The 26,673-nt window shown below is 68.4% G+C and carries 22 protein-coding genes and 2 pseudogenes; 8 read left to right on the plus strand and 16 right to left on the minus strand.

Features of this window, described 5'->3' with window-relative positions:
• Positions 1 to 6: 6 nt before the first annotated feature.
• Positions 7 to 960, minus strand: a complete 954-nt coding sequence (locus Aple_RS02390; RefSeq protein ID WP_155342734.1) for a helix-turn-helix domain-containing protein — start codon at positions 958 to 960, stop codon at positions 7 to 9.
• Between the two features lie 37 nt (positions 961 to 997).
• Here Aple_RS02390 and Aple_RS56700 point away from each other — a divergent pair, with 37 nt between their 5' ends.
• Together Aple_RS56700 and Aple_RS56610 are read left to right on the plus strand one after the other, a co-directional pair.
• Entirely contained in the window at positions 998 to 1,273 is a 276-nt protein-coding gene (locus tag Aple_RS56700) for a hypothetical protein (protein WP_507767391.1), read from the plus strand.
• A 191-nt stretch (positions 1,274 to 1,464) separates the two neighbouring features.
• Positions 1,465 to 1,857: pseudogene (locus Aple_RS56610) on the plus strand (transposase); the annotation flags it as partial.
• Positions 1,858 to 1,914: 57 nt separating this feature from the next.
• Here the strand turns inward: Aple_RS56610 and Aple_RS56160 are convergent.
• A pseudogene (locus Aple_RS56160) lies at positions 1,915 to 2,364 on the minus strand (DUF4158 domain-containing protein); the annotation flags it as partial.
• 259 nt (positions 2,365 to 2,623) lie between these two features.
• Here Aple_RS56160 and Aple_RS55415 point away from each other — a divergent pair.
• Positions 2,624 to 3,760 (plus strand): coiled-coil domain-containing protein, encoded by a 1,137-nt coding sequence (locus Aple_RS55415; RefSeq protein ID WP_155342737.1) that lies wholly within the window; start codon positions 2,624 to 2,626, stop codon positions 3,758 to 3,760.
• Between the two features lie 124 nt (positions 3,761 to 3,884).
• Here the strand turns inward: Aple_RS55415 and Aple_RS02415 are convergent, their stop codons facing one another.
• From Aple_RS02415 to Aple_RS02435, 5 genes are all read right to left on the minus strand, one after another.
• The gene (locus Aple_RS02415; RefSeq protein ID WP_246264040.1) at positions 3,885 to 4,397 is read right to left on the minus strand and encodes a GtrA family protein; all 513 of its coding nucleotides are present in this window, start codon (positions 4,395 to 4,397) and stop codon (positions 3,885 to 3,887) included.
• A gap of 460 nt (positions 4,398 to 4,857) precedes the next feature.
• A complete protein-coding gene (locus Aple_RS02420; protein ID WP_155342739.1) occupies positions 4,858 to 6,018 on the minus strand; it encodes an alpha/beta hydrolase family protein in 1,161 nt (386 codons plus the stop codon).
• A gap of 12 nt (positions 6,019 to 6,030) precedes the next feature.
• A complete protein-coding gene (locus Aple_RS02425) occupies positions 6,031 to 7,443 on the minus strand; it encodes a S41 family peptidase (RefSeq protein WP_155342740.1) in 1,413 nt (470 codons plus the stop codon).
• Positions 7,440 to 8,492 carry an ABC-2 membrane transporter-related protein gene (locus Aple_RS02430; protein WP_155342741.1) on the minus strand — a complete coding sequence of 351 codons (1,053 nt, stop codon included), beginning with the start codon at positions 8,490 to 8,492 and terminating at the stop codon, positions 7,440 to 7,442. The genes Aple_RS02425 and Aple_RS02430 overlap by 4 nt, the downstream gene beginning before the upstream one ends.
• The gene (locus Aple_RS02435; protein ID WP_155342742.1) at positions 8,489 to 9,358 is read right to left on the minus strand and encodes an ABC transporter ATP-binding protein; all 870 of its coding nucleotides are present in this window, start codon (positions 9,356 to 9,358) and stop codon (positions 8,489 to 8,491) included. The genes Aple_RS02430 and Aple_RS02435 overlap by 4 nt, the downstream gene beginning before the upstream one ends.
• 207 nt (positions 9,359 to 9,565) lie before the next feature.
• Here Aple_RS02435 and Aple_RS02440 point away from each other — a divergent pair, with 207 nt between their 5' ends.
• The 3 genes from Aple_RS02440 to Aple_RS02450 all read left to right on the plus strand — a co-directional run bounded on the left by Aple_RS02440 (position 9,566) and on the right by Aple_RS02450 (position 12,324).
• A complete protein-coding gene (locus Aple_RS02440; protein WP_246264042.1) occupies positions 9,566 to 10,954 on the plus strand; it encodes a sensor histidine kinase in 1,389 nt (462 codons plus the stop codon).
• Positions 10,951 to 11,622 carry a response regulator gene (locus Aple_RS02445; RefSeq protein WP_155342743.1) on the plus strand — a complete coding sequence of 224 codons (672 nt, stop codon included), beginning with the start codon at positions 10,951 to 10,953 and terminating at the stop codon, positions 11,620 to 11,622. The genes Aple_RS02440 and Aple_RS02445 overlap by 4 nt, the downstream gene beginning before the upstream one ends.
• A 75-nt stretch (positions 11,623 to 11,697) precedes the next feature.
• The gene (locus tag Aple_RS02450; RefSeq protein WP_246264044.1) at positions 11,698 to 12,324 is read left to right on the plus strand and encodes a hypothetical protein; all 627 of its coding nucleotides are present in this window, start codon (positions 11,698 to 11,700) and stop codon (positions 12,322 to 12,324) included.
• Between the two features lie 33 nt (positions 12,325 to 12,357).
• On the opposite strand, the gene Aple_RS02455 is transcribed toward Aple_RS02450, so the two are convergent.
• Both Aple_RS02455 and Aple_RS02460 read right to left on the minus strand, forming a co-directional pair.
• Complete coding sequence (locus Aple_RS02455; protein ID WP_155342745.1) at positions 12,358 to 13,095, minus strand: SRPBCC family protein; 738 nt, start codon at positions 13,093 to 13,095, stop codon at positions 12,358 to 12,360.
• 12 nt (positions 13,096 to 13,107) lie between these two features.
• Positions 13,108 to 13,719, minus strand: a complete 612-nt coding sequence (locus tag Aple_RS02460; protein ID WP_174889774.1) for an ArsR/SmtB family transcription factor — start codon at positions 13,717 to 13,719, stop codon at positions 13,108 to 13,110.
• A gap of 338 nt (positions 13,720 to 14,057) precedes the next feature.
• Here Aple_RS02460 and Aple_RS02465 point away from each other — a divergent pair, with 338 nt between their 5' ends.
• Both Aple_RS02465 and Aple_RS02470 read left to right on the plus strand, forming a co-directional pair.
• The gene (locus Aple_RS02465) at positions 14,058 to 14,930 is read left to right on the plus strand and encodes an SDR family NAD(P)-dependent oxidoreductase (RefSeq protein WP_155342746.1); all 873 of its coding nucleotides are present in this window, start codon (positions 14,058 to 14,060) and stop codon (positions 14,928 to 14,930) included.
• Between the two features lie 19 nt (positions 14,931 to 14,949).
• Positions 14,950 to 15,423, plus strand: a complete 474-nt coding sequence (locus Aple_RS02470) for a MerR family transcriptional regulator (RefSeq protein WP_155342747.1) — start codon at positions 14,950 to 14,952, stop codon at positions 15,421 to 15,423.
• A gap of 143 nt (positions 15,424 to 15,566) precedes the next feature.
• On the opposite strand, the gene Aple_RS02475 is transcribed toward Aple_RS02470, so the two are convergent.
• The 7 genes from Aple_RS02475 to Aple_RS02505 all read right to left on the minus strand — a co-directional run bounded on the left by Aple_RS02475 (position 15,567) and on the right by Aple_RS02505 (position 26,528).
• The gene (locus Aple_RS02475) at positions 15,567 to 17,783 is read right to left on the minus strand and encodes a hypothetical protein (protein WP_155342748.1); all 2,217 of its coding nucleotides are present in this window, start codon (positions 17,781 to 17,783) and stop codon (positions 15,567 to 15,569) included.
• 145 nt (positions 17,784 to 17,928) lie between these two features.
• Positions 17,929 to 20,436 (minus strand): glycoside hydrolase family 2 protein, encoded by a 2,508-nt coding sequence (locus Aple_RS02480; RefSeq protein ID WP_155342749.1) that lies wholly within the window; start codon positions 20,434 to 20,436, stop codon positions 17,929 to 17,931.
• 97 nt (positions 20,437 to 20,533) lie between these two features.
• Positions 20,534 to 22,204: an FAD-dependent oxidoreductase gene (locus Aple_RS02485; protein ID WP_155342750.1), complete on the minus strand. Its 1,671-nt coding sequence runs from the start codon at positions 22,202 to 22,204 to the stop codon at positions 20,534 to 20,536.
• Positions 22,205 to 22,231: 27 nt separating this feature from the next.
• On the minus strand, positions 22,232 to 23,137 hold the full coding sequence (locus Aple_RS02490; protein ID WP_155342751.1) for a carbohydrate ABC transporter permease: 906 nt from the start codon (positions 23,135 to 23,137) through the stop codon (positions 22,232 to 22,234).
• Positions 23,134 to 24,048 (minus strand): carbohydrate ABC transporter permease, encoded by a 915-nt coding sequence (locus tag Aple_RS02495; RefSeq protein WP_155342752.1) that lies wholly within the window; start codon positions 24,046 to 24,048, stop codon positions 23,134 to 23,136. The genes Aple_RS02490 and Aple_RS02495 overlap by 4 nt, the downstream gene beginning before the upstream one ends.
• Before the next feature lie 12 nt (positions 24,049 to 24,060).
• The gene (locus tag Aple_RS02500) at positions 24,061 to 25,401 is read right to left on the minus strand and encodes an ABC transporter substrate-binding protein (protein ID WP_155342753.1); all 1,341 of its coding nucleotides are present in this window, start codon (positions 25,399 to 25,401) and stop codon (positions 24,061 to 24,063) included.
• Positions 25,402 to 25,469: 68 nt separating this feature from the next.
• Positions 25,470 to 26,528 carry a LacI family DNA-binding transcriptional regulator gene (locus Aple_RS02505; protein WP_155342754.1) on the minus strand — a complete coding sequence of 353 codons (1,059 nt, stop codon included), beginning with the start codon at positions 26,526 to 26,528 and terminating at the stop codon, positions 25,470 to 25,472.
• Positions 26,529 to 26,673: the final 145 nt, after the last annotated feature.

Raw genomic sequence — 26,673 nt, forward strand, 5'->3', positions numbered from 1 at the left:
CTATTGCTATTGCCTGCCTTGGTCACCACCATCCTTCTCCGGGCCGGCTGTGCGCGTCTTGGTCGTCTGTGCACGGTTGCTGGTTACCAGTGCGCGGGCGTTGTAGCCGTACGTCGCCTTGAAGAGCTTGCTGAAATGGGTGGGATCGGAGAATCCCCACCGGGCGGCCACGGCGGTGACCGTACGTCCGCTTCCGGTCAGCTCAGCCCGGCAGCGCTCCAGGCGGCGACGGCGGATCAGGGCCGCGACGGTGAGCGGCTGGTCCTCGAACAGCTTGTGCAGCCGGCGTACGGATATGTTGTGGGCGGCGGCGATGCCGGGCGGGGACAGATCGGGATCGGCCAGCCGGCTCTCGATGTAGCCAGCGATCCGGTTCCGCAGCCACTCGTCCGGGGCCGGTTGTTCGTCGCCGAGCCGGGCCTCCAGCGCGACCGCGATCAGCTCGACGACGGCCGCCGCCGACCGCAGCGCCTCCGCCTCGCGGAACTCGGTCGCCGACCGCGCCGACTCCCGGGCCAGCACGGAGACGAGAGCGCCCGGGCCGCGGCTGCCGTCGATGCGTACGCCGATGAGCCGGTCGATCTGCGCGGGCCGGATCCGAAGCTCCCGGCGCGGAACCAGGATGGTGACGTGCGCCGCGGCGGTGCTCGCGAACCGGAGCGTACGCGTGGGATCGAGCAGTACCAGGTCGGTCGGCCCGAGTTCGGCGACGGCGCGCCCTTGCTCGATCCGCGTCCGGCCCCGGGTCATCACCTTGACCGCCAGGTTCTCGCCGTCGGAGGCGTCGCGCTCCCGCCCGATGCAGGCGCTCTCGGGCGTGTCGAGGGAGACCAGCCGCAGCGGCCCGAGGTCACGGGTGGCGATCCGGCCCCGGAAGCTGGCCCCGGCCAGCTTGTTGACCAGCGGCGGAAACCCGCTGGCGGCCAGCTTGTCCTGGAACGACTCAAGGTTGCCGATCACCGGTCAATGATAACGGCGACACTTCTGCTCGGGCACGGTGTTCGGCGGGGGTTACAGTGGCGCCGGCCCTCATCTGCTCTACCAGGCTCTGGTGCGCGCGGTGGACGGCTCGGTCGCGCCGGCGACCGACGGCCGAACGGTGAGCGCAGCACCGATATCGGAATCGGTGGTAACCGCCGCGATGGACTTCGAGATGTGTTCACGCTCGTTGGCGATCAACTGGAGTCCGCTGGTGGACGCGGCTGTGACGGCCAGCCTGCCGACACCCATAACCGCCGGCCGGGTACCGGGTTGCGAAGCCCCGTCGTCTTGAGCGCTGGCCGGTAACGTCTGGTGAGCACCACCGCGGTCACCGCCGCAAGGAACGCGGCAGCGAGGATCGCGCGCGGTCTTCGTGATCGCATGAATGGGTGTCTCTTTTGCCGGTCGGCCTAGTAGTACTTCGTAAGATTGGTGATCGCCTAGTGTGATCGTTTTGAGAAATCGCTTCGGGATCATGATCTTGTGACACCTGACGAGATGGCGCTGGTACGCCCTCAGCTTGAGAAGTTCGCAGGTCGGATGCTGCGCAGGGTGCTTCGTCGCCGTGACCAGCTGGCTACGGGCGAGTTGTATGTGCGGGGGTTGATGCTGGACGGGCGACGCAAGTCGATGGATCCGATGGCGGAACGACTGGGAGTTGACACCCAGCGATTACAGCAATTCATGGCCGACTCGACGTGGGACTACGAACCGGTCCGGGAGAACCTCACTCGGTGGGCGCTGGAGCGGATCGGCCCGCGGGCGGTCGTCATCGACGATGTCGGCTTCCCCAAGGACGGCCTGGATTCCCCCGGAGTGGCCCGGATGTACTCCGGAACGCTGGGAAAGACCGGAAACGGCCAGATCGGGGTCAGCGCGCTCCATCCTGCTGCGGCAGAACTGGGTCTCGAAGTCCTTGACCGCCTTGCCCACCAGCCGCCCGACCCGCCCTGGGGCGGGCGGCTCGATGTGCTCGTTCCGGCACTGGGCCACCACAGCCGCCGCCAGCCGGTCCCGCGACAGCTCCACCGGACACAGCTCAGCGGCCAGCCACTCGGCCAGCCGCTCCTGGTCCTCCTCGGTGTTCGCCCGGAACCCGTACGCCTCCCGGATCTCCTTGCGGTGCCGCTTGATCCGGTCGCCCTGCCAGTCGTAGTTCGCCCACGCCCCTGACGGCACTTTCACCTGCTGGGCCACGTACTCCACCGCCGCCGCGGGCATCTCCTTGGCCGACTCCGGGAACCGGGCCTCCACCTCGAAAAACTTGAGCAACAACGCGAAGCCCAACCGGGTCGCCCTGGACTTGTTCCGCACCCTCTTCATGTCGTCTTCGAGCAGCGTCCAGACCTCGATCAGGTCTTCCGGCTCCCAGTCCTGCCGCATCCGCCCCGCCCCTTCCCCATCACTCGTTCAGCTCAACGAGACCGCAAGAGCCGGGAAACGAGGTCTACGGCGGTTACTCAGCGCTACACGCCACCTGGCGGTAGCTATACGAGAACAGGGCCTGCTCAAGGGCCCTCAGGTCGGTGAGACGGCATGCTACATAACGAGGATTATGTGGGATCCCTCACTAGAGGCTAGATGGAACAGATCGCTTTTATTGATTTTCTGTTTCTAGAAAATCGGATAGGGTGATCTTGTGGTGACAACGTGTAAGCACTGTGGGACGGCGATCGAGCAGCGCAACGGGCGGGGGAGGCCGAAGGAGTACTGCCCGGAGGGGGACTGTCAGGCGGCGGCCAAGCGGGAGCGGGAGATGCGGCGGGCCACGCCGGGGCTGGATGGGGCGCTGGCGCGGGCGGAGGAGTTGTACGACCGGATGGAGCGTGGGCTGGCGGCGGCGATCGCGCCGTTGGCGCAGGTTTTGGCCGATGAGTTGAGTCCGGCGGGGGTGGAGGCGAAGCTGAGCGCGGTGCAGGCGGAGGCGCACACGAGGGTCGCGGTCGCCAGGAGCGAACGGGAACAGGCCTTCGAGCAGGTACGGCTCTCGCGCAAGGCCACCGAGGAAGCCCGCAGGGAGACGGCGGAGGCGCGCGGGCTGGCCGAGGAGGCGAACGCGGAGCGGGACAGCGCGTTCGCGGATGCGGAGAACGCGCGGGAGCAGGCGCTGGCGGCGCTGCGGGAGGCGGCGGCGACCGAGCGGGTGGCGCGGCAGGCCGCGGAGGAGGCGGGGCGGCGCGCGAGCCGGGCCGAGGCGGACCGCGATCAGGTTATGGCCGAGGCGGCGGAGCGGGTCGAGCGGGCGGCGGGCGAGGCGCGGGACGCGGAGGCGAAAGCCGTACGGGAGGGGGAGCGGGCGGAACGAGCGGTGGCGAAGGCGGCTCGGGCGGTGGAGGACGCGGCGCGGGTGCGGGCGGAGCTTGTCGTCGCCGAGCAGGGCGTGGTGCGGGCGTTGGCGCGGGCGGAAGCGGCCGAAGGGGAGCGTGATCGGGCCGTGGTGCGGACGGAGGCGGCCGAGGTGGCGCGGGCGCGGGCGGTGGGGGAGGCGGCGGAGGCCGTACAGGCGAGGAAGCAGGCGGAGCGGGACGGGCGGGAGCGGGTGAAGGCGGCCGGTGAGCAGGTGCGGGCGGCGGAGGCGGCGCTTGCGCGGGAGGGGGAGCGGGCGGCTGGGGCGGTGGCCGAGCGGGACGCGACGCGGGCCGAGCTGGCCGTCGAACGGGCGCGTACGGCTGATCTTCGTATCGCGCTGGAGGAGGCCCGCGCCGAGGCCGCGCTGCTGCGCGAGCGCGCCGTCACCGCTGAACTGGGGGGCCGGCCGGAAGAAGGCAGAGGGATATGACAAGCCGCCCGATTCTCCGGTCGCATGCCTCGGCCGACACGGTCGTGACCGAGTTATTCCTTGGTTGAACGACAGCTGAGGGAGCCTCGATGCAGCAATGCACCCCGGCGAGTGGAGGGTCGGATCAGGCCGCCTCATCCTTGGGCTTGGGAACCGGAGCCAGCCGCACGCGGCCGGGGTGAGCCTCCTCGTCGGGGAAGACCCACTTCCGGAACGCCCAGAAACGGAAGACCATGGCGATCAGCGTGCCAATGACCTGCGCGCTCATGAAGTCGGCGATCTCCTGGGTGACCAGGCTCACGTCCGGGGTCTCCAGCAGGAACACGTACCGGGAGATCCATAGCGGCACGGAGCTGAGCACCAGACCGACGCCACTGACCAGGAAGAACAGCGCCGCCTCGTGATGGCGCTCGCGACCGCCCCTGGTCCGGAACGACCACTCACGGTTCAGCACATAGGACACGATCGTCGCCACGAGCACCGCGATGACCTTCGCGGTCACCGGCTTCGGTTCCAGAATGGTCAGCTTCAGCCCATAGAACACCGTGTTGTCCACCAGGAACGCTGTTCCACCCACCACCGCGAACTTCAGCAGCTCACGGTGCTTCAGCGCAAGGGCGTGCAGCGGTCCCGGCAATCTTGCGAGTACGGCGTTTGCGATTTCGAAGCATCCCGATCTTCTCACCAGCCGGACACCCTGGTCTCAAGCCTCACTGACACGGCCTTTCCGGCTCGGGCGGCTGGAGCCGCACCTGTCGACATCTGGTATCAATCCTCACTCACACCGCAGTCGAGTACTTCGCGGTGGAGCGCCCGTCAAGGGCCGGACCGTCTCGGTGCCCGGGCGAGCCACCCAGCAAACTCCAGTCCGGACACGACGTTGGGATGACTCCTCCGCCGAAACCGGCGATCAGGCGGCCACCATACATTCGTTCTATTGCGCCCCACCACTGATGCCATAGCAGTCGCGCTCTTCGTCCAGGATCGTCCAGTGCTCGACCAGCTCGTCGATGCGCATCGGGGGGTTTCATGACCACCCAGCATTGACCAGGCAAGTCACAGCAAGATCAACGCCGTTTGGGGCTCATGACACGCTCCTACCGGCACCCCTTCTTCTGCTCGACCATGCAAACCTTGACTTCCGGATACCTCGCCGACGCTTGATCGAGCAGGGGCTGCGGTGTGCCACGCAGGTGCTGGTCGAGGAAGGCCGCCACGTACGCGCGGGTGAGCTCTGCGCCACGGGCCGCGGGCAGCATGCCAGGGAGAGGTTCGAGGCCGAGGACGTCTGCCACCAGCGGAATGTCAGTGAAGGACTGGTGTTCGGCGTCCGACAGCACGAGCCAGCGCTTCCACCCGGTCAGCAGCTTCCAGTCGCGGTCCCACGAATTGTCGCGGCCGCCCGGGACATGCTCTCGCGAACCCAGGAACATGAACGGCCGGGAGAGGCCGCTCTTGGGGATCCGAGCGTAGGTGGTGCCGTCCATGTCGATGCCGGCGCGTATGCGTGGGTCTTTGACCATGGCCGCCACAGTGCTGGCCCCGCCGATCGACTGGCCCACCATCGCCATCCTTGTGCGGTCGATCAGGCCGGAATGCTTCCATTTGGAGGTCAGCTGGTCGAGGACGAAGGAGACATCGGCCGCCCGGCCCTGGACCAGCCCGGCGTGGAAGCCCGGGTCTGTGTCGCTGTCACACGCCAGGCATTCGGCGACCCGCCCGTCGGACAGGGTGGTGGCGTAGCTCTCGTAGGTGTGGTCGATCCCGGCCACGACGTACCCGCGGCTGGCCAGGTCCTCGGCCAGGGACGTGAGGGTGCTCATCGGCTTGGTGAAGCCGGGGGAGAGCACCACCAGCGGAAGCTTTTCCCGGACGGGTTCGGCGTCCTGGACGGCGTTGGTCCGGGTCTTGCTCAGCGTGTCGTACGGCGTGCTCGCCATCCCCGAGCCCTTCAGGAGCAGCTCCGATTCCTTCGGCGTCATGTACGGAGCACGCTGCCCGTCGCGCCGCTCGGTCGGATACCACACGGTGACCTTGAGCTCCCTGGCTTGGACGTCGAGGTCCCAGGGGTCGGGGCGGGAGGTGTCCGTCAGATACAGAACGGTGGTGCCGACCGGACGGTCACCGGTAGGCGAGGGCAGGGTGGCGGGCCCGGCCGGCGTGGCCGACGGGGCGTCGGACCGGGGCGGTGCGGGGGCGGAGCAGGCGGACGCGGCCAGGACGACCAGTCCTAGGGCGACGGCCAGGAGCTGTCTCATGGGGAGGTCCGTTCACTTGTGCAGCAAGGTCAGGGCCTTGGTCAGCGCGGGGTCGCGTCCGGCGGCCGCGTCCTGCGGGGTCAGCGGCACGTGGTGGTCGGGTGGCACGCCGATCCGGTCGATGACTTCGCGGTTGGGCCCGAGGTGGTGTCTGGCGGGGAAGCTCAGGATGGTGTTGTTGGCGAGCTGGTAGGGCTGCGCCGGGCCGGAGATCACGCCGGCGGTTCTGGTTCCGACCAGCTGGCCGAGGCGCAGGTCCTTGACCGCGGAGCTGACGTGCTCGCAGGCCGAGGCGCAGCCGTGGTCGATGAGCACGACCAGCGGCAGGTTGAGCAGTTCGACGGTGTCGTCGGTTCGCGCGGTCGCGCATCTGTTGTCCACGGTGCATTGGTAGGCGGTGATCTTGCCGTGGACGAAGGCGCTCAGCAGCCGGGTCGCCTCCACGGGGCTGCCGCCGCCGTTGCCGCGTAGGTCCAGCACGACGCCGGACAGCGTCCGGCCGGTTCGCAGCCTGGAGATCGCCTTGAGGACCCTGTTCGCCGAGTCGGGAGCGAATCCGGTCAGCCGTACGTAGGCGACGTCGTCCAGCAACTTCGACCGCACCACCCGCAGGGTGGCCGGATCGCGCGGGTAGAGACCGGGTTTGAGCGAGACTGTCCAGCCGGTGGTCTGCCGCAGGAGCCGCAACTCGACCGGGCTCGCCTCCGGGTATTCCGGATACAGAGCGGCGATCGCCGGGGTGGCCTCGCCGTCGACGAAGGGCGCCGACTCGTTGATCGACTCGATGATGTCGCCGGGGCGCAGACCGGCGCCCCGCGCCGCGCCACCCTCGACGGTGGTGACGAACAGCGGCGGGAGGGCGACGCGGGGGGTGCTGCCATCCACCTGCGGACCGTTGACATTCGCCTGGAACCCCAGGCCGTAGCCGTCGCCGTCGTAGTAGTCGGGCGGACGTTTGACGTCGTGCGTCCAGCGGGCGTGGTTGTCGCCGAGGGCGGCCACGATGCCTTCGAGGGTGACCACGACCAGCTTGTCGCGGAGGTCGGGAACCTGATCGGTGATCTTCCGATAGGCGGCCTCGAAGGCGGCCCAGTCGGCCTTCCTGTCACCGGTCAGCGCCGGCATGATCGCCTCGGGCACGTCGCGTCCGTCGCGGTTGAGCTCCTGCGTCAGGGCGAGGAACCCAGCGGTCAGTAGCGAGCGGGCGTCCAGCGTGGCGCCGCTGTAGTAGTTGCCGAGGATGCAGAAGTACGCCTGCTCGGCGACGTCGATCGTGGTGGCCGTCTCGGTCCCGAGCCGTCCCTGGGGGTGCGCGCAGGCCGTCGCGCCCGCCGCGCTCGCCTGGGTGCGCGGTGGCGTCGGCGCCGTGCAGGCCGCCGCCAGGAGGAGGGCGAGCCCGGCGGCCGCGGACCTGAGGATGGTCATGACAGGCGTCTCCGGATCCACCAGAAGGAGAACCACGTGAGCCCGACGGTGAGCAGGGCGTAGATTCCGGTCTCGATCCACTGGAAGGGCCAGAAGCGCTCAAGGGGGTGGTAGGTCGCCTGCTGCCGGTAGCCAAGCCGGTTGATCTCGATCCAGCACGCGTCCAAGCTCGGTGGTCCTCCTGCTGGCGCGCATGGTCCCGACGTCGCGGATAAGGGGAGGGGCGCTTCTTCGTCCGTGCCGGCGATCGTGCGTCCGGACGGATCGAGGAGGTCGCTGGACAGGACCCAGGCGCCCGCGTGGCCGGGAACGGCCGGCTGCATGGATATGTGCACGGGTCCGCCTCCCTGCCCTTGTACGTGGATGCCGCCCCCGTTCACGTGGCTGAGCTCGAAGGTCGCGGTGACCGGGGGCATCAGATGGGGCCGGACCAGCAGCGGCATGGCGAGCTGGATCGCGGCGAAGGCAGCCAGGGTGAGGGCCATGGCGGGCAGCGTGCGACGCACCAGCATGCCCACGGTCACACCCAGGACGAAGGCGAAAGCCGCATACCCCATCGGAGCGATGCCACGCGCGCCGAACACCAACGGAGCCATCAAAGCCAGGTCCGCAACAGCCGACTTGTCCAGCGGATCGGACCACCAGGTCACCACGAGACCGCACAGACAGGCGGCGAACATGGCCACCAGACCGACGAGCCCGAGCTTGACCGCCAGCCAGCGGCCACGGGTGACGCTCTGGTTCCACACCAGCAGATGCGTGCCCGCCTCCAACTCACGAGTGATCAACGGGGCTCCCCAGAAAAGCCCCACGAGAGCGGGCAGCGCCAGCACGACGAAGCTGACGGCCACGAAGGGGAGCTGATATCCGTCGAAGAAGCCGTCGAAGAACTCGTCGCAGGTGTTGTCCGGGGTGCAACCGGCGACCCCGGCGGCGTACTGGGAGGCCAGATCCGGGCCGGTCAGGGCCAGGACGGCGGCGAGGACCACAAGTACGGCGACCATCATCGCGGCCGAACCGCGGAACTGCCGCCAGGTCAGCCAGATCATCGCTGCACCTCCACGGCATGCTTGTCCATGTACGCGAGGACGAGGTCCTCCAGGCTGAGCCGGCCGACCGTCCAGACGGGGTCGTGGATCGGGGAGTCGGTACGGACGACGACGGTGCTCTGCCGGTCGGCGTGGCTGGCGGAGATCACATGCTGGTCGGCGGGGAGCCGATCGAGGGCGGAACGCGGGCCGGCGAGCCGGTGATGGGTGGCCAGCAACCGGTCAACGTCCCCGGCCATCCGAACGCGGGAGTCGACGAGGATGATCAGATAGTCGCAGACCCGTTCCAGGTCGGAGACCAGGTGGGAGGAGAGCACCACGCTCAGCTTGTGCTCCACGGTGGCCTCCGTCAGCCCCCACAGGAAGTCGCGGCGGGCGAGCGGATCGAGCGAGGCGACCGGTTCGTCCAGGATCAGCAGTTCAGGCCGTTTGGCCAGGCCAAGGGCAAGGGCGAGCTGGGCGCGCTGGCCGCCCGACAGCTTGTCTGCCCGGCGCGAGGGATCGAGACCGAGCTGTCCGATTCGTTCCCGCGCCATGGCGGGGTCCCAGCGTGGGTTGAGCCGGGCGCCCAATCGCAGGTGTTCGGCGATGCTCAGCCCGGCGTAGACAGGGGTGTCCTGGGCGACGAACCCGACTCTGGCCAGCTGCGCGGACGTGCTCCCGGGTCGCCCGCCGAGCACCGTGATGTCACCCGCCGTCGGTTCGAGCTGGCCACAGGCCAGCTTCAGCAGCGTCGTCTTGCCGGCCCCGTTGGGGCCCACCAGCCCGACGACGTGGCCCGCCGGGATGTCGATGGTGCAGTCGCTCAGCGCCCAGCGTCTGCCGTACCTCTTGCCCAGTCCCTGGGCCTCTAAGACAGGGGTCACGCTATGTCCTCCCGAGAGGTGCTTGGTCGAGGTCGCGAACGAAACTAGGCACTGTCCATGCCGGTGCGCGTCGGCCGTCATGCCGAGATCGCGTACCTCCCGAGAACGAAGGGCCGCCAGGTCATCCCTGCGATGTACTCCCCAAGACCGCGAGCCCCGTCACAACGGCCGATGCGGGAGGGGACAGGCAGGCGTGACAATGTGCCGGTGGAGACCGGTGAACGACCACCGTGGTGGCGGCATGTGCTCGACCTGGACAGCCCGGACCGGCTCGGCGTCCGGGACACTGGCGACGGACTCCCAAGGCCGTCTCGCAGAGCACTCGCCGCCGACGTGGTGGTCGCGATCGTCCTGACGGTCATCGTGGTGACCGTATCGGCGAGGTATCCAGTGATCGGCCCTATCGCGAATCAGCCCGACGCGATCGAGTACTTACGGCTCCGACCCCCCACCCCGCCCACACCGCCGCTTCCTGATCTCCCGACCGATTTCCCACCACCTCCTGACGTCCTGTCCCCGCCCCCTGGCAACCCGTCCGGCAACCAGCCTCTGCCCGACGACCCGCCTGCGTTCCTTGTGGCGCTGACGGCGTTGCCGCTGGCGGCGCGGCGCCGGTACCCGCTCATCACCTTCTGGGTGGTGCTGGCCGCAGCGCTGGCCACATACGCGAGTGCGACCTGGATCACCGTGCTGACCTGCGCTGTCGCCTCGTACGGCGCCGTCGCCTACAGCCGTAACCGATTCCTGGCAATGGGCGGCCTCGTGCTCGCGGCCGGACTCGCCGGTGGCGCCTTCCGGGACGTCGCGCCTACGCTCCCGAATTGGATGGGCCCGTTCGTCGTCCTGCTGAGCGTCGGCGTCTTCGGAAGCTTCGTCCATTTCTGGCGGCGACAGCTGGGAGCCAGCCGGCATCGGCTCGATGAGCTGCGGCAGGCACAGGAAAACGCCATGCGCAGGGCCGTCGCGGAGGAGCGCTCCCGGATCGCCGCCGAACTCCACGATGTGGTGACCCACAATGTCAGCGTGATGGTGATCCAGGCCGGCGCGGCCCGCAAGGTCATGGACGTGGAGCCGGAACAGTCGAAGCAGGCTCTGCTCGCGATCGAGTCCGGCGGCCGGGCCGCCATGGCCGAACTGCGCAACGTCATGGGCCTGCTCGCCGGCCCGGGCGGCGAGCGTCTCGACGGGCCTTCCGACGGGCTCGAACCCCAACCCGGGCTCGACCAGCTCGACGCCCTGGTGGAACGGGTCCGCGCCGCCGGCGTGCCGGTGAGCGTCGAGGTGTCGCCGCCTGGGCCGCTGCCTCCCGGGATCGACCTCGCCGCCTACCGCGTCGTGCAGGAGGCCCTCACCAACACGATCAAGCACGCGGCCGGAGCCGCCGCGTTCGTGACGATCGGTCATGACGGCGACTGGCTGGAGATCGAGGTGACCGACACCGGCGGCGCACGAAGCGCCGGGCCGCGGACCGGCGACGGCAGGGGGCTGATCGGGTTGCGCGAGCGACTCGCCGTCTACGGCGGGACTCTGGACGCCGGACGGACGGTGGGAGGCGGATTCCGGATCCAGGCCCGCGTCCCGTGGAGGACAACATGACCGAGCGGTTGCGCGCCGTCATCGCCGACGACCAGGCACTGGTACGCACGGGATTCCGCATGATCCTCGCCGCCGACGGCATCGAAGTGGCGGCCGAGGCCGCCGACGGGGACGAAGCCGTCGCCGCGGTCCGCCGTACCAGGCCCGACGTCGTGCTCATGGACATCCGCATGCCGCGGATGGACGGCCTCGAAGCCACCCGCCGGATCCTCGCGGGCGGCGCCGAGGACACCCGCGTGCTGATCCTGACCACCTACGACCTCGACCACTACGTGTACGCCGCACTCGCCGCGGGGGCGAGCGGGTTCCTGCTCAAGGACGTCACACCCGAACACCTGGTGGCCGCGGTACGCCTGGTGCGCTCCGGCGACGCCCTGCTCGCGCCCACCATCACCCGCCGCTTGGTCGAACGTTTCGCCCGCCGCGACAGCGTGAAGCCCACCCTCCACCGTGACCTCTCCCAGCTGACGCCCCGGGAACTGGACGTCCTGCGCCTGCTCGCCACGGGCCTGAGCAACGCCGAACTCGCCGACCAGCTGACCCTCAGCGTGACCACGGTGAAGACCCACGTCGCGCGCATCCTGTCCAAACTCGGCCTGCGCGACCGCGTCCAAGCCGTGGTGGTCGCCTACGAGACCGGCCTGATCTCCCCCGGCGGCACCAGCTGACCTGGCTGAGTTTGGTAGGAAGGCATCGTGACTGACGATCAGCGACATAGCGGTCGACGGCAGGACCGCTCGCGAGTGACCCGCCTCGCGCAGATGCTGATGAGCGCCCTGACGGTCGGAGCGGTGTTCGGCGCGGCAACCTCCCTCGTGAACGGCATCTCCCACAGCTACGCCGACCTTGAAAGCCGTGCCTACACCACCAGCGGATGGTCAATCGCGGAAATCGTGAGCGTGCTGCTCGACTCCGGCTGGGCTTGGGCGGGATTGGCGGTCGCGGTGGGATGGCTGATCACACGCGCGGGGGAGAGCCATCCCACCGCACTGGCGCAGGGCGCTGCCGCTGGTGCACTGGCCCTGCTCGCGGCCACGACCGCTTACTCCGTCGTGGACACCATCCGCACCGCAGAACACTTCTCCTGGTACGGGGCCGAACCACTCGTGTGGTGGATCACCAGCGTCATCTTCGGAGCGCCCTTGGGTGCCGTCGGTGCATGCGCCAAGCGACCGGGAACGATCGGGCTGCTCGCGAGATTGACCGTGCCGGTCGGCGCCACCGTCCAGATGATCGTGCTCCCACCCGGCAGGAACGAGGTAGTCGAGACCATAGGGAAGACGATCGTCTGGACGGTGGCTGCCGCGAGCATCGGCTTCATCGTCGTCCGCTTCCTCGCAGAACGAGAACTCGTCAGGCGTCGACGGTGACCGGCGCTCGTTCCGTACGGAGGCCTTCTCCGGCTATGCCAGCGCCGCGGCGAGCCAGTCGCCCCAGGTACGTTCGGCGGTGGCCTGGTCCACGTCGCGGAAGATGTGGTGGCCGGTGAGCACCATGCCGCCGCCGCCGACGAACCGCAGCAGCGCGTCGTCGGTGCGCACGCCCAGGAACGACGGCTCCAGCACGGTGTCGACCACGCCGTCGATCGGTTCGCCGTCGATCGTGAAGTGCACCTCGTCGCCCTCGCGGACGTCCTTGGACAGCCCGGTGGCGCGGGTGACGGCCGCCCAGACCGTGTCCTGGTCGGGCTGCTGCGGGCCGAACGCGGAGACCGGCACCGCCGTACGGCCCGGGAAGTGCTTGACATACTGGGCGAGGGTCCGCAGGTAGAGGGGGTTGCCCTTCTTCAGCGCGTCGTACTCGGCCTCCCAGTCGCCGGTCAGGATGCCGCTGTGCACGAAGCGCAGCGTGGTGGAGCCGTCGTCGCGGCCCTCGATGAGGTACTCCATGGCCATGAACGAACCGTCTTCGGCGGCCTTGCCGCGATAGGCGAAGCGGCGGCCCGGGTCCCAGGCGGTGACCGTGGACTCGGCGGTGAAGCCGGGCATCGTCATGGTGGCGACGCCGCCCTCGCGGGGCTCGATCTCGTTGCGGCCCATGAACCAGGAGTCGATGCCCGGTCCGGTGGCGATGGCGGCCCACACCTGCTCGGGGGTGGCTTCGAGGTCGATGTCGTGGGTCAGCTGGAATTCGTGCGACATTTCAGGACTCCCTTAGTTGGTCTGCTCGTGGCCGCTATCGGGCTGCGGCTTGATGCTCGGGTGGATGGCGACGATGACCCGGTGGTCACGGCCGTCAGGGGCGTTCTCGTCGTGGTAGCGGCTCACCAGGGCGGTGACCTCGGTGGCGAGCTCCTGGACGAAGGCGGCGCGGTCGGCGGCGGAGGCGAACCGCACCGTGCCGTCGAGCGCGAACGTGGCGACCGGCTTCCCGGCGCGCGAGGCGCCGGTGATGAGCTGGCCGACCTCCCTGACCAGCCGTGCGGCGATGGCCAGCAGCCAGCGCGCGGAAAGCCGGTCGGGTGAGCGTGCCGGGTCGGGCTGTACGCTCGCGAGCGCCGACGGCGAGATCACGAACGAGGCGGCGGTCGCCCGCAACACCCGCTCGGTGACGTTGCCCTTACGCCGCTCCTCGACCAACTCGACGAGCCCGTGCGATTCGAGGGTCTTGAGGTGGTAGTTCACCTTCTGCCGGGGCAGCCCGAGGACGGCCGCCAGGCTGGTCGCCGAGCACGGCTCGACCAGCAGGGCCAGCAGCCGCGCCCGGATCGGGGCGAGCGCCACCTCCGCCGCTCCGGCTTCCTCAATGACTCCCACGTCGAACATGCCTTCACGCTAGCCACCGACAACTAGAACTGTCAAGGAATAAAAAAATTGTCGGTTCCAGGCAGTGCCAACCCGTTGGGCAAGGGAGTTGATGGCCATGATCTGCTGGAGGGTCGAGCGCGACCTTATTGCCGGAAACGGGACGCCACGCGACTCGGCTTCGCAATCTTGTTGAAGTTCGAGGGGGTTGACCGACGACGCATGCAGGTCAGTGGTTGCCGACCGAGATCCCGCGCGCCTGACGAGGACCGGTCGCTCCTTCTGTGGTGGCGCGGCCCCAACCGGTCTTTCGTTGCCCACTTGCCTTGGAGCGCGCTCGAATCTTTACCGTCGGGGTCATGGCTACAACCAACGACATCAAGACGTGGATCATCACCGGCGCGAGTTCGGGCCTCGGACTGGCGCTGGCCGAGGCCGCCCTGCGGGCCGGCGAGCAGGTGGTCGGGACGGCGCGGCGCGTTGACCGGTTCGACGCGCTCAAGGCTCGCTACGGAGATCGGTTCGTGGCGGTTGAACACGATGTGCGGGACACGTCAGCGGCCGCCGCAGTCGTGCGGCGCGCCCTCTACATGTTCGGGCGGATCAACGTGCTCGTCAACAACGCCGGTGCCGGGCAGGTCGGGGCTGCCGAGGAGATCACGGACCGCGAGCTGCGGGACATGCTCGAACAGCACCTGTTCGGCCCAGCCGCCTACGTGCGAGCGGTCCTCCCGCACATGCGGGAGGGCCGCTCGGGCGCGATCGTGCAGATGAGCAGCCAGGGAGGCCGGATGTCGTTCCCCGCGGTCGGCAGCTACTCGGCCGGCAAGTTCGCGCTGGAAGGCTGGTCCGAGGCCCTCGCGGGCGAGGTCGCGCCGTTCGGTATCCGCGTGCTGATCGTCGAGCCCAGCCGCTTCCGCACCGAGTTCAACGCATCCGACGTGCTCAACACTGCGGACCAGAATGCGAGCTACGACGAGGTGATCGGTGCCGTGCGCACGAACATGGCGGAGGCCGACGGCATCCAGGAAGGCGACCCGGACCGCGCTGCCACCGTGATCCGCGACATGCTCGACACCGCCGACGCGCCGCTGCGATTGCCGCTCGGAGCCGAGGCGGTCCGCAACCTCACCCGCGTCTACCAGCGCGCGCTCGACGACGTCCAGAAGTGGGCTTCCATGAGCGAGTCGGCGGACTTCCCCGGGATGCCGCCTGCGGCGCGTGCATTCTGACCGTCCTACGCTGTCGTCCATGGCAACCGAAGCGCTGATCGAACGCATCCTCGCCACCGGCGACGAGCCGTCCACGTCGGTGATCGATACGCTGCACGAACTGGTGAACGACGCCACGATCGACGCCTCGACGGCGCCGAAGGGCGTCGCCGAGGCCGCCGGCCTCGTCGGCCTGTCCACGCATACGCTCCGCTACTACGAACAGCAGGGCCTCGTGCGACCCGCCCGCAATGCTTCCGGGTACCGCGAGTACACCGCGTTCGACCTGCGTCGTCTGGTCTTCCTCACACGGATGCGTCTGTCGGGCATGACCATGCACGACCTCAAGCGGTACATCGCGCTCATCGAGCAAGGTGCGAGCACGATCCCTGAACGCAGGCGCATCATGCTCGACCAGCGCGACCGTATCAAGCGACAGATCCGAGAACTCACCCTCGCGCTGGAGACCACCGAATACAAGCTCCGCGCCTACGACGGTCACCCCGAAGGCTGACGACCGCCGAGGCGACGCACGCCTCTACCTGCGAGTAACCATATCCGGCCGCAAAATCCCGCTAAGCAATGAGGCGCTGTTCAGCGGGGCTCGTCCCTGGCAGTCCAGCCGTGTTCGGTGATGAGTTCGGACAGTGCCGCGAGTCACGGTGCGGCCGGGAACGCTCCGTAGTCGGCGGACCTGGTCGCGGTGACGGTCTCACCGTGCACGACGCCTGTCGCGGTGATGGTGGCCACGCCTGCGGGGACGGAGGTCAGCCGCGTGTTGATCGACGCGCTCACGGTCTTGCCGGGGACCACGTTCCTGAACGTCTTGTCGCCGTAGGCGGTGGCGATCGCCACGTCCACCGGGAAGGTGTTGTCGTTCGTCGCCGCCACCGACAAGTGCACCTTCCCGCCGCGCGTGCGTGGCGTGACCGCTGCCGTCACGTCGAGCGCCGCGACGTCCGCGAAGCGCACCGTGTACTCCAGTTCGGTGCCGAACGGCAGGAGCAGCATGTGCTGGCGCCGGGAGGCGTCCTTGAAGTACGTCTGCGTCTTCGGCACCACTCGAGCCGTCAGCGTCGCGTTCCACTCGATGACCATGTCCGTGCGACCGCGCCGGACGCGCAGCCCCGTGCCCTCGCCCGCGACGTCGACACCCGGCGTCCACTCCGTCTCCACCGGACCGAGCAGCGTCAGACGATCGTCGCCGCGCAGCACGAGAGGCATGCGCTCCGTCGAGTGCTGGAGCGCGGTGACCTTGACGCGAAGGGCATCGGCGCGGAGATCGACGTCCTTCGTGAGTCGACCGTCCGGCGTCGTGTAGCGGATGCCGAGATGCTCGGCTGAGCTCACCTCGTCGAGCGCAAGCTCATCGTTCTGGGCCGGATCGCCCCGGAAGTACCGGGCGGACAGGTTCCCGTTGGAGTCGATGCTGGTGAACCGGTCGGAACGATGCGTGCCCCAGCACCCTTCCACGGAGTTGTTCGTACTGTAGAGCAGCATGCCGGCATCCGGGTGCCAGAGGAAACTCAGCCCGCTCTGGACCCGGGATGTGGCACGGACGCCGAACAGGCCCCCGAAGTAGTAGGGGGGCTTTCGGACGAAGAGGAACTGCTGCCCGCGCGGATCGGTCCGGAACTCCACTAAGCTGTCGGAGGTCAGGTAGGGCATGGTGCTGATCGCGGCATCCTTGTCAGCGCGGGTGGGGAATCTCTCGGGGTAGGTGGAGAGGCGCACCACCTGCGGATCGACCTGGCCTGCCGGCGGCTGCGGCACCGGTTCGGTCGACGCCGCCCATTCTGCCCTCAGCGCCGCCTTGTCCTCCTGGGCCGTCGTGAAGGCCGCCGAGGCGGGGATGCTGGACGTCCACAGGGAGTTGATGTCCGCCTTGTAGCTGTCGTCCTTCACGTCGTCGAGGATGTAGAGGGAGGTGCGCGACGACGTCGCGACGTTGCAGAACCAGCCGGCGCCGTCGGGTTCGCGCACGAAGTTGTACCGGATCCACTCGTAGTACGTCTCCTGCATCTGCTTCACGACGGGCGAGCCGGTGGTCTCGTAGAGCGCCGCCAGGTCGGGCGTCATGACACCGAGCGAGTACCCCAGGTCGTTTCCGTTCTGCTCGTAGAAGTAGCCGACGGGGCTCAGTCCGTCCCGGGCGAGCACGTCGATCCGCTCGTTGAGACGGGTGGCCAGGGTGGGATCGCCGAGCAACGGCAGTGCTTCCGCGATCCCCAGAAGGCCCCCGGCGACCTGATTGGTGTACGGGATCGGGTTCGACCAGACCCTCGGGTTGGCCGGGTCCAGGAACCAGTCCGCGGCCTTGCGGAGGGCGGCGATAATCTTGCTTTGGGTCTCGGGCAGTGTGCCGGTGCGTTGGAGTTCCACGAGCGTGACGGTGAGGAAGCCGAGCGCGAAGCCCGTCGCGGGTCGTGACAGCTCTCCGGCGGAGTACTCCGGCCAGCAGCCCTCTGGCTTCTGCAGCTTGAGATAGTGGCCGATGGCGGCGTCCAGGCGCGCCAGCAGCGCGGGGTCACCCGTGTAGGGGTTCCAGCTCCGGGCGTTCGCGTGGAACCACGACAGGGTGAAGACGTTCTCCTGCACCCGGGCGTTGAACGGTTCGGCCGGCGACCGCCAGAACCCGCCCCTCATGAACCCGTACGTGTTCGGGTCCTCATCCTCCACCCCGTTCGCCAAGGGCGCGAGCACGGCCAGATACGGGGCCAGTCGTTGCTCAGCCGCAGCGAAGAGACTGCGGTCGGGGGCACCGGGTGGCAACGGGATGACATCGGCCAGCGGGCCGCCGGTCTCGGATGTCGCGGCGAGCGCGGGCCTTGCCGTGTTCAGCGCCAGGGTGAACACCGCTGCTCCCGTGGCCATGCCGATGAGGGTCTGTCGGCGGGAGAGGGACAGACGAAACGCTGAGGGAACGGACTGATCTTCCATGATCAACCTCCTAGGGAATCGGTGTGAATCGAAATGAGCTCGATGAAGTTGTGCCAGACGGTCTCTGGGACCGCGCGGGCTACGCCCTTACATGTGGTCGTTCGGGCATCACCTGGACTGACGGAACGAGCTGGTTCGCGGATCGGAGCACGTCGGGCGAGCTGAGGGTCTCGAGGTCCAGCTCCTCGGTGCTGTGGATCCGCAGCGTGGTCTGCTCCCCGGGCAGCAGCGTGATGAGGGCGTCGTCGACGAACCCCGCCGGATCGACCTTGTCGATGAGGAGGGTGAGATCCCGGATCAGCGTTCTGGCCTGGACGGTCAGCTCGTATCCCTCCGGGATCCTGCTCACCTCGGCGCGGAACGACGCCGACGCGAGCGCGCTGTCTCGGTACTCGGCGAAGAACCAGAGGGCGCGGACGCCGTGGAGGGCCGCGACGACCAGTTCCCGTTCCGGGGAGGAGGCGGTGCCGATCTCGTCGGGGATCCGGACGCGCTGCGCACTGCGGGGTCCGACGGCGACCGCGATGGCGGCCTCTGCCAGGATCGCGCCCTCGTAGTCTCTGCGTTCCAGCAGCAGCTCGCCGTCCCATCGCTGGTCGGTGTCGTTGAGGATCGCCGCCTCGAGACCGTCCGGAGCGGGCTGGATCGTGACCAGCTGTTCCCGGTTGACGTGTCGCAGCGCATAGAGCATCGGCTTCGCGCGCCCGTCACCGTCGACGGCCGACCAGGAGGTCACCGGCCAGCAGTCGTTGAGCTGCCAGACGATGGTGCCGGAGCAGATCGGCGCGCGGGAGCGGAACCATCCGATCCCGGTGCGGATCGCGGCCGCCTGATTGAGCTGCATCGCCCAGTGCCAGTCCGACATGTCGTTCGGCAGCCGCAGGTGCGGGAGCAGCCCGTCGGTGAGCTTGTCGTTGCCGTTGATGGCCTTCTGGTGGACGACCATGCCCGGAGACTCCGGCGTGAGCGGGTCATCGGAGACGGCACGCGTCAGCGTCGCCCAGGCCGGTGGTGCCTGCCAGCCGAACTCCGCCACGAACCGCGGTGTGTAGTCGAGGTAGTCGAGGTAGTCCTTCTCGTTCCACACGTCCCAGATGTGGATGCTGCCGTGACGCGGGTCGTTGTGATCCGGGTCGTCGCCGAGCCCGCTGCTGGCGGGGGTGAACGGGCTTCCGGGGGTGTATCCGATGTGCGGTGCGAGCTCCTCGACGATCCTGGGCAGGAGGTCGTGGTAGTACCACGCCCCCCACGTGGCGCCGTCCAGCCGCGAGACGTAGCCCCACTCGTGAAGGCCCCAGAGGTTCTCGTTGTTGCCGTTGAGGATCACCAGCGACGGATGCCCGGCGAGGCGAGTGACCGCTTCACGCGCTTCCGCCTCGACCTCGCCGCGCAACGGCTCCTCCTCGGCGTAGGCGGCGCACGCGAACAGGAAGTCCTGCATCACGAGGATCCCTCGCTCGTCGCAGAGATCGTAGAAGTCGTCGGACTCGTAGATGCCACCTCCCCAGACGCGCAACAGGTTCAGCCCGGCGAACTTGGCCTGACCGATGCGGGCGGCGTAGCGGTCACGGATGACCCGGTGCGGGAACGCGTCGTCGGGGATCCAGTTCGCGCCGCGGACCTCGATGCGGCGACCGTTGACCTGGACCGTGAACGGAGTGCCGTGCTCGTCGGGTGTCGTGTCGAGGTGGACCGTGCGGAACCCGATACGCTGGTCGCGCACGTCGAGCACCGTCTCAGATGCGGGGTCGCTGACATCGATCAGGGCGACCGTGACGTCGTAGAGCGCGGGGTCCCCGTGCCCGCGAGGCCACCACATCCGCACGTCGGGAACCTCCACGTCGACCACGATCCGGTCGGTGTCCCGGCCCAGATCGGCGCGGATCGTTCGGCCCCCGATCGTCACGGAGACGGCAAGGCGCCGATCGCGATCGGCGCGGGCGACATCGATGTGCAAAGCAAGCAGCCCGAGCGAACCCTCCACGGTGGCGACGGGGCGCACGTCGCTCAGCCGCGCGGTCCACCGCTCCACCCGCACCGGACGCCAGATGCCGACGCTGGCCGTGTCGATTCCCCAATCCCAGCCGAAGCTGGATGCCATCTTGCGCAGCGCGTTGAACGGGTGGGGGTTCACATGCGGCCGGTATCCCAGCTCCAGCGAGCGGCGGTCGGCCTCGCGGACGGGCGACTCGAGGTCGACCTCCAGGGCGTTCGATCCGCGCCGCGCGGCGGCTCGGATGTCGTACCGGTAGCTGCGGTGCATGTTCTCGGGGCGGCCGAGCTCGTGACCGTTCAGCCGAACCGTGGCGACCGTGTCGATGCCGTCGAAGACGAGGTCGAGTCCGGGGCCGAGATCGTCCAGATCGAAGTCGGTGCGGTATCGCCACCGTGACCGACCGATCCACGCCTGAGCGGACTCCTGATCGTCCAGGTAGGGATCCTCGGTGATGCCGGCGGCGTGCAACGCGGTGTGCACGGTGCCGGGGACCTCGGCCGGGACGCGCACGCCACCCACCCCGACGGGCGCCGTTCCTTCCAGGTGGAGAAGGGTCCAGCCGTCGCGCACGTCGGTTCGTCGCAGTCTCATCTCTTGCTCTTCCCAATCGCTCCGAAGTCCTCCGGGTCGACCACGGCGCCGAGGTAGTCGAGCAGCCCTGCCTCGTCGAGGTCGGTGAGCATCTCTGCTACACCCCCGCCGGCGCGGGAGCCGGCGCCGCGTCATCAGACGGCATCGGGACACGGTCGAACGCAGCCCCGCCGGTGCGGGTCTGCTCCGGCCAGGCCAGGGACACCCCGAGATCCTCGGCGAGCACCCGCTGAAGCTGCGTCAGCTGCCGCAGGTCCTCACGGATCTGCGCCGGGTCCAGACCGGTCTCCACGACGCGCGCGGCCAGGGCGCCGACGGCTTCGCCGATCGACCACTCCACCGGGTGCAGCCGGTATGCGCCGTTGGTGATGTGGGTGGTACCGATGTTCTTGTTCGCGGCGACGAAGTTGTCGGCGTCGGCCGCAATCAGCGCGCCGAGGGGGATCTGGAAGGGGAAGCAGTCGATGTCGACGTAGTTGCGCCCCGACGTGCTGGGGTGCAGGTCGATGCGGTAGTAGCCGATGCCGACGCTGTCCGCGAAGATCGCGCTTCCCGCGTCAGCACCGCGCATCTGGCGGCCGATGTGTCCCTCGGTGACAGTGAACAGGGCGCGGATACGCCGCGACTCCCGGATGTACACCTCCTTCGCGAGACCGTCGGCCGTGCCCGTGACGTCCCCGCGGGGACGCAGCTCCGGGTAGCCGAACCCGCCGTCGTGGCGGGGCGCCTCGGTCTGCATCCAGTGCACGAAGCTGCGGGTGAGAGAGCGCGCGCCCTCCAGCGCCTTCTCACGGGTTTGCGGGCTCACGCCGTGCAGCGGCAGCTCCCAGTAGTCGATCTGCGGCCAGTTGACCAGGGTGATCTCCCCGCCGGTGAAGGCCGGGTCCAGCAGCTGCCTGGCGAGGATCCGCCGGTACTGCCAGAGATCGTCCGCACGCGTGCGGATCGCCTCCTCCGGGGACTGCGCGAACAACGGGCGCACCCGCGGTTGCAGGGTGTCGGGGACCACGTCCTCCCAGGACAGCTGGGATCCGGGCCAGCGCGGGTCGATGGTGTCGCGCCAGTGCTCGTAGCCGTCGGGCCGGGGGATGGTGTGGTCCTCCCCCGGGCGGTACTCCAGGGCGACGCACCAGCTGACCGCCTGCTGGTCGTGGACGTCGGCGACGTCGGGGGCGTGCAGCTCCCCGGTCTCGTCCTTCCCCTCCGCGCCGATGACCACCGGCAGTCCGGCCAGCTCGATGAGGTCGCCCTCCTCCGTCGCATCGGCGACCAGGGTCGCGCGCACCTCGAGCTGATCGCCGTTCGGCGCGCGAAGCGTCACCGACGTGATCCGTCGCCCATCCCGGCGCACGTCGACCGCGGTGTGCTCGCGCAGCACGGTGATCGCCCCGGATGCGATGTGCGCCGAGAGGATCTCCTCCACCGCCAGGGCCCCGACGCGTGGTTCGTGGCAGATCCGCGAGACGAAGCCCATCCCGGGATTGAGATGCTCGATCCCGGCGGCGTCCTCGGTGAGCGGGTACGCGCGCCGGTAGTGACCGCGAATCGCCTCCCGCAGCGCCCGATAGCTGGGCGAGGTCAGAGAGGTCTCGATCCACTGGTGCTCGTCAGGCGGCACAGCCTGCGTGGACAGCTGTCCGCCCAGCCACGTCGAGCGTTCGGCGAGGACGACCCGGCGTCCGAGCTTCGCGGCGGTGAGCGCCGCCGCGACGCCTCCGAGCCCCCCGCCGACGACGAGGAGATCTGTGGAGATGGCGGAGGTGTGCAAAGGATTCCTTTCGAGGGGTCGGGCCGGTCAGCCCTTGACGCTGCCGTCGGCCAGTCCGGCCACGAACGCGCGCTGGTTGAACAGGAAGAGGACGACGACGGGGATGGTCGCGATGACCGCGCCGGCCATCAGCGGGCCGTACTGGATGTTGCCGCTGGCGAGGAATCGTGCCAGCGCCAGCTGCACGGTCTGGGAGCTCTCCGTGTTGGTCACCACCAGCGGCCAGAGGAAGTCGTCCCAGACGCCGACGAAGGAGAAGATCGCGACGACAGCGATCAGCGGCTTCGCCAGCGGCAGGTAGATGGAGCGGAAGATTCGCCACTCGCCAGCGCCGTCGATGCGTGCTGCTTCGGCGAGCGCAGGGGATGCCGTGCTGAAGTACTGACGAGCGAGGAAGATGTTCATCGGCAGGACCAGGTACGGGAGCATGACCCCGACAAGGGTGTCGAGGAGCCCGCTGCCGCCTTGCCCGAGGATGTCGTTGCCTCCCGCCAGCGGTATCCCGCGCGCCATCAGGAACAGCGGTATGAGAGTCACGGAGACAGGGATCGCTGTGGTGGCGACGATCCCGAGGAAGATGCCGAAGCTGCCGGGGAACGGCATCAGTGCGAACGCGTAGCCGGCGAGGACCGAGAAGACGCTGTTGCATGCCACGACACCGACGGCGACGATCGTCGAGTTGAGCATGGCCCGCGCGAGGTTGGCGTCCGTCCACGCCGTGCCGAAGTTCTCCAGTGTGGGGTTAGCGGGGATCAGCGAGACGGAACCGAACGCTTCGTTGTTCGGCGTGAAGGCCAGGCTGATCATCCACAGGAAAGGCACGACAACCAGGAACGACAAGACGTAGAGGAAGATCATGGCCGGCACGCGCGACGTGCCCTTGATCCTCGTCGTGCGTCGTGAGGTGGTCGCCATAGGTCGCGTGACGGTCACTTCTGTCTCCCAACGAGCGAGCGGACGGAGAGCGCAGAGAACCCGACGATGAACGCGAACAGCACGAACGCCATCGCCGACGCCGATCCGAGCTGGTTGTACTGGAACGCCTCGGCGTAGATCAGGTAGTTCACGGTCGTGGTCGACCCCAGAGGCCCACCCTTAGTGAGGACATAGATCTCGGCGAATCCTTGCGCGAGGAAGACGATGTCCATCGTCACGACGTAGACGAGCATCGGCCGCAGCCCTGGGAGCGTGACGTAGCGAAAGGTGTTCCAGCGACCGGCGCCATCGACGCGGGCGGCCTCATACAGGTCGCGAGGGATGGACTGCAGACCGGCCAGCAGGAGGACCATGTTGCTGCCGAGCGCCTTCCAGATCCGCATGGCCGAGGCGGCGTTGAGCGCCGTGTCGGCATCCAGCAGCCACGTCTGCTGCGGAAGGCCGAACGTGGCGAGGATGTCGTTGAACAGGCCGTTCGGAGAGTACATCCACAGCCAGACCAGGCTCACGACGGTCAGGGAGACGATGTGCGGGAGGTAGAGCGCGGAGCGGAACAGGCCGACTCCGCGGAACGGCCGGTTCACCAGCAGCGCGAGAACGAGGGCGATGACGACCGTCAGCGGCAGGACCTGCAGCACGTACCGCCCGGTGACCAGCAGCGCGTTGCCGAACTCGGGGTTGCTGATGAGTTCGGCGTAGTTGTCGACGCCGGTGAACTCGGGGCCGCCCCGGCGGATGGGGTTGTAGTCGGTGAAGCTGAGAATGAACCCGTAGACGACCGGGATCATCTGGAAGATCAGGATGTACAGGCCCGCGGGAAGCACGAACAGCAGACCGATGAGCTGCAGGCGGTTCCAGCGACGGCGTCCGGGGCGGGGCGAAGTGGTGCGGGGGGTGCTGGTCGACACGAGGAGAGGCTCCTACCGGCTCCGCTCGAGGACCTTGTCGACCTCGACCTTCGCCTGGTCCAGTGCCTCCTGCGCGGTCACGACGCCGTTCAGCGCTTGCTCGAGGTGCTTGTCCAGCGTGTCTCGCGCCTGCACCCAGCCCGGAACATTCGGGTTGGGCTTGAAGTTCGGCGCGTTCGCCACGAACACCTGGAGCACTGGGTTGTCCTTCACGTAGGCCGTCTCAGCCGCAGACGCGCGTACCGGAACAGCGCCGATGCCCTCGGTGTACTCGGCGCCGACCTCAGGGTCGAGCATGTACGAGATGAATGCCCACGCGAGGTCCTTCACCTTGCTGTCGGCGTTGATCATCAGGCCGGGGCCCGATCCGCCCAGAGCGGAGCCCTCATCCTGCCCTTCGAAGGGCAGGGCATCCATCACACGAAGGTCCAGGTCGGGGGCCGCGGCGACGATCTGGTTCGCGCCGCTGGCCGACTGGATCTCCATCGCTGCCGTGTCGAGAACGATCGGCTGCTGCGCGGCCGGCGCGTTGATGTAGTCCGCGCCGAGGTTCGCCGAGACTGCGTTGGGACCGGCGAACAGATCGGTGAAGAACTCGAGCGCCTGGACACCCTGCTTGGAGTTGAACGTGGCCTCGGTGCCCTGCTCGTTCAACTGGGATCCCCCCGCCGATCCCAGCAGTGCGGCAAACGTCTGCTGTCGGCCGATCGCCTGGCTGGGCACCAGCAGCCCGGAGCGGGTGATGGTGTCGCCGTCACGCACCGTGAGCTTCTCCGCGGCGGCGCGCACTTCTTCCCACGTCTTCGGCGGCGCGTCGGGGTCGAGCCCGGCGGCGGTGAAGTCGGCTGCGTCGTACACGATCAAGCTGCCCTGCATGGACAGCGGCATCAGGTAATGCACGCCGTCGACCTGTCCGCCCGGCAGGGCGGCGGCCATGTCCTCTCGGTCTGCCGAGTCGAGCTTGGCGAGATAGTCGTCGAGGGGCTCGAGCCGGTCGTTGACGACGAAGTCGGCGATCGCGGCCGGACCGTGTCCGAACACGTCCGGGGCGGTCCCCGCGGCGAACGCGGCGTTCAGCTTCGTGGACAGGTCGCCCCAGTCGACGAAGGTGACGTCGAGCTTCGCGCCCGTCTCCTTCTCGAACGCCTTGGCGATCGGTCCGGTGACGAGGTCGATCTCGGTCTGGTTGGTCCCGGGGAACCAGACGGTCAGAGTCTTCCCCTTTAACCCGTCGCCGCTCGGCGATGCGTCGTCGGTCGGCGCCGAGGTGCATCCGGCGAGCAGGACCGCGCCGATCGTCAGCGCGGTGACGCCGACCCAGCGCTGGGCGCGTCGTGGAGCATGAGCCTTCATTGGATTTCCTTTTTCGTATGAGTAGAGAACTACTCGGTCTTGATGCAGGGTGCAGGGTGCAGCTCCGCTCAGGTCGGGATGGCCGAGCGGGACGTGTGGGGGCTGGTGATGGTCGCCGTCGAGGGCGGCTCGACCGGGAGCAACTCGTGGTAGGTGTTCGGGATGGTCCCGTCGAGCAGCTCCATGAGCACGGAGATGGCGCGACGACCGAGTGCGCGGCGCGGTATCCGGATCTGGCTCCAGATGCGCGCAGGCGACACGTCGGGCACGGTGTCGAGCACCACGACCGAGAGGTCGCGGGGGATGTCGAGCCCGACGGCCTGCGCGATGGCGGCCAGTATCGTCGCGGAGTCGTGGTTCTCGATCACCAGCGCGGTGGAGCCCTCGCGGAGGATCCCGTGGAACACCTCGGCGTTCAGCTCGTCCGGCGCGATGAACAGCGGGTCGCCGGAGCCGAGGCCCAGGCGGGCGACATGCGCACGGAAGCCCTCGTAGCGCGCCTCCTGCGGGTTCCTGCGCGCGGTCTCTCCGAGATAGGCGATGCGGCGGTGGCCGGCCTCGGCGAGGGGCTCGAGGACCGAGGCGAGCGCCTGGTGGTAATCGGGGGCCACATACGGGAGCTGCGCGCTCGCACCGTCTCGTCGCCCGATGAACACGAACGGGTACTGCTCGGAGGCGAGGCGGACCAGTTCCTCCTCGTTCTGCTCCATACCCAGCATCACCGCTCCGTCGGCCAGACGAAGCCGGTTGGTCCCGTTGGCGTAGATCCTGCGGGTCCCGTCGTCGCCCTGCGTGGACGCGAACAGCACGAGGTCGACCTTGAGCTCGACGGCCTGCTCTTCGATCCCCACCAGGAACGGGTGGTAGTAGTCGTCGGAGGCCACGGGGAACACCGGCTCGAAGGTGTGGACTCCGATCAGACCGTTGCGCCCCCCGCGCAGCGAGGTGGCCGCGACGTTCGGGACGTACTGGAGTTCCTTGACGGCCGCGTGGACGCGATCCTGCGTCGTCTGCGGGATGGACTCCTCCGCCGCGCGACCATTGAGCACGAGCGAGACCGTGGACTGAGTGACGCCGGCGAGCCGCGCGATGTCGCTCTGTCGGGGAGCTCGCGTCCTCTTGGCCATCACTGTCTCTCAGTCTCGAGGTCATCTAATTGAGCCCGCGCCAATCTCACTGGCTCACTACCTCGTTGATACCAGTAACTCATACGAATGAGCAACCTTGCGAGGAGCCACTGTCCAGGTGAGGTGGCCAGCAACCGTCGTCGGC

The sequence above is a fragment of the Acrocarpospora pleiomorpha genome (assembly GCF_009687885.1).
GTDB lineage: Bacteria > Actinomycetota > Actinomycetes > Streptosporangiales > Streptosporangiaceae > Acrocarpospora > Acrocarpospora pleiomorpha.

Coding starts and splice junctions, on each gene's coding strand:
- Aple_RS02425 (WP_155342740.1), bottom strand. CDS start 7,443: ATGACCATCCTCAGGTCCGCGGCCGCCGGGCTCGCCCTCCTCCTGGCG.
- Aple_RS02445 (WP_155342743.1), top strand. CDS start 10,951: ATGACCGAGCGGTTGCGCGCCGTCATCGCCGACGACCAGGCACTGGTA.
- Aple_RS02500 (WP_155342753.1), bottom strand. CDS start 25,401: ATGAAGGCTCATGCTCCACGACGCGCCCAGCGCTGGGTCGGCGTCACC.
- Aple_RS02470 (WP_155342747.1), top strand. CDS start 14,950: ATGGCAACCGAAGCGCTGATCGAACGCATCCTCGCCACCGGCGACGAG.
- Aple_RS02465 (WP_155342746.1), top strand. CDS start 14,058: ATGGCTACAACCAACGACATCAAGACGTGGATCATCACCGGCGCGAGT.
- Aple_RS02505 (WP_155342754.1), bottom strand. CDS start 26,528: ATGGCCAAGAGGACGCGAGCTCCCCGACAGAGCGACATCGCGCGGCTC.
- Aple_RS02430 (WP_155342741.1), bottom strand. CDS start 8,492: ATGATCTGGCTGACCTGGCGGCAGTTCCGCGGTTCGGCCGCGATGATG.
- Aple_RS02480 (WP_155342749.1), bottom strand. CDS start 20,436: ATGAGACTGCGACGAACCGACGTGCGCGACGGCTGGACCCTTCTCCAC.
- Aple_RS02475 (WP_155342748.1), bottom strand. CDS start 17,783: ATGGCCACGGGAGCAGCGGTGTTCACCCTGGCGCTGAACACGGCAAGG.
- Aple_RS02460 (WP_174889774.1), bottom strand. CDS start 13,719: ATGTTCGACGTGGGAGTCATTGAGGAAGCCGGAGCGGCGGAGGTGGCG.
- Aple_RS02420 (WP_155342739.1), bottom strand. CDS start 6,018: ATGAGACAGCTCCTGGCCGTCGCCCTAGGACTGGTCGTCCTGGCCGCG.
- Aple_RS02455 (WP_155342745.1), bottom strand. CDS start 13,095: ATGTCGCACGAATTCCAGCTGACCCACGACATCGACCTCGAAGCCACC.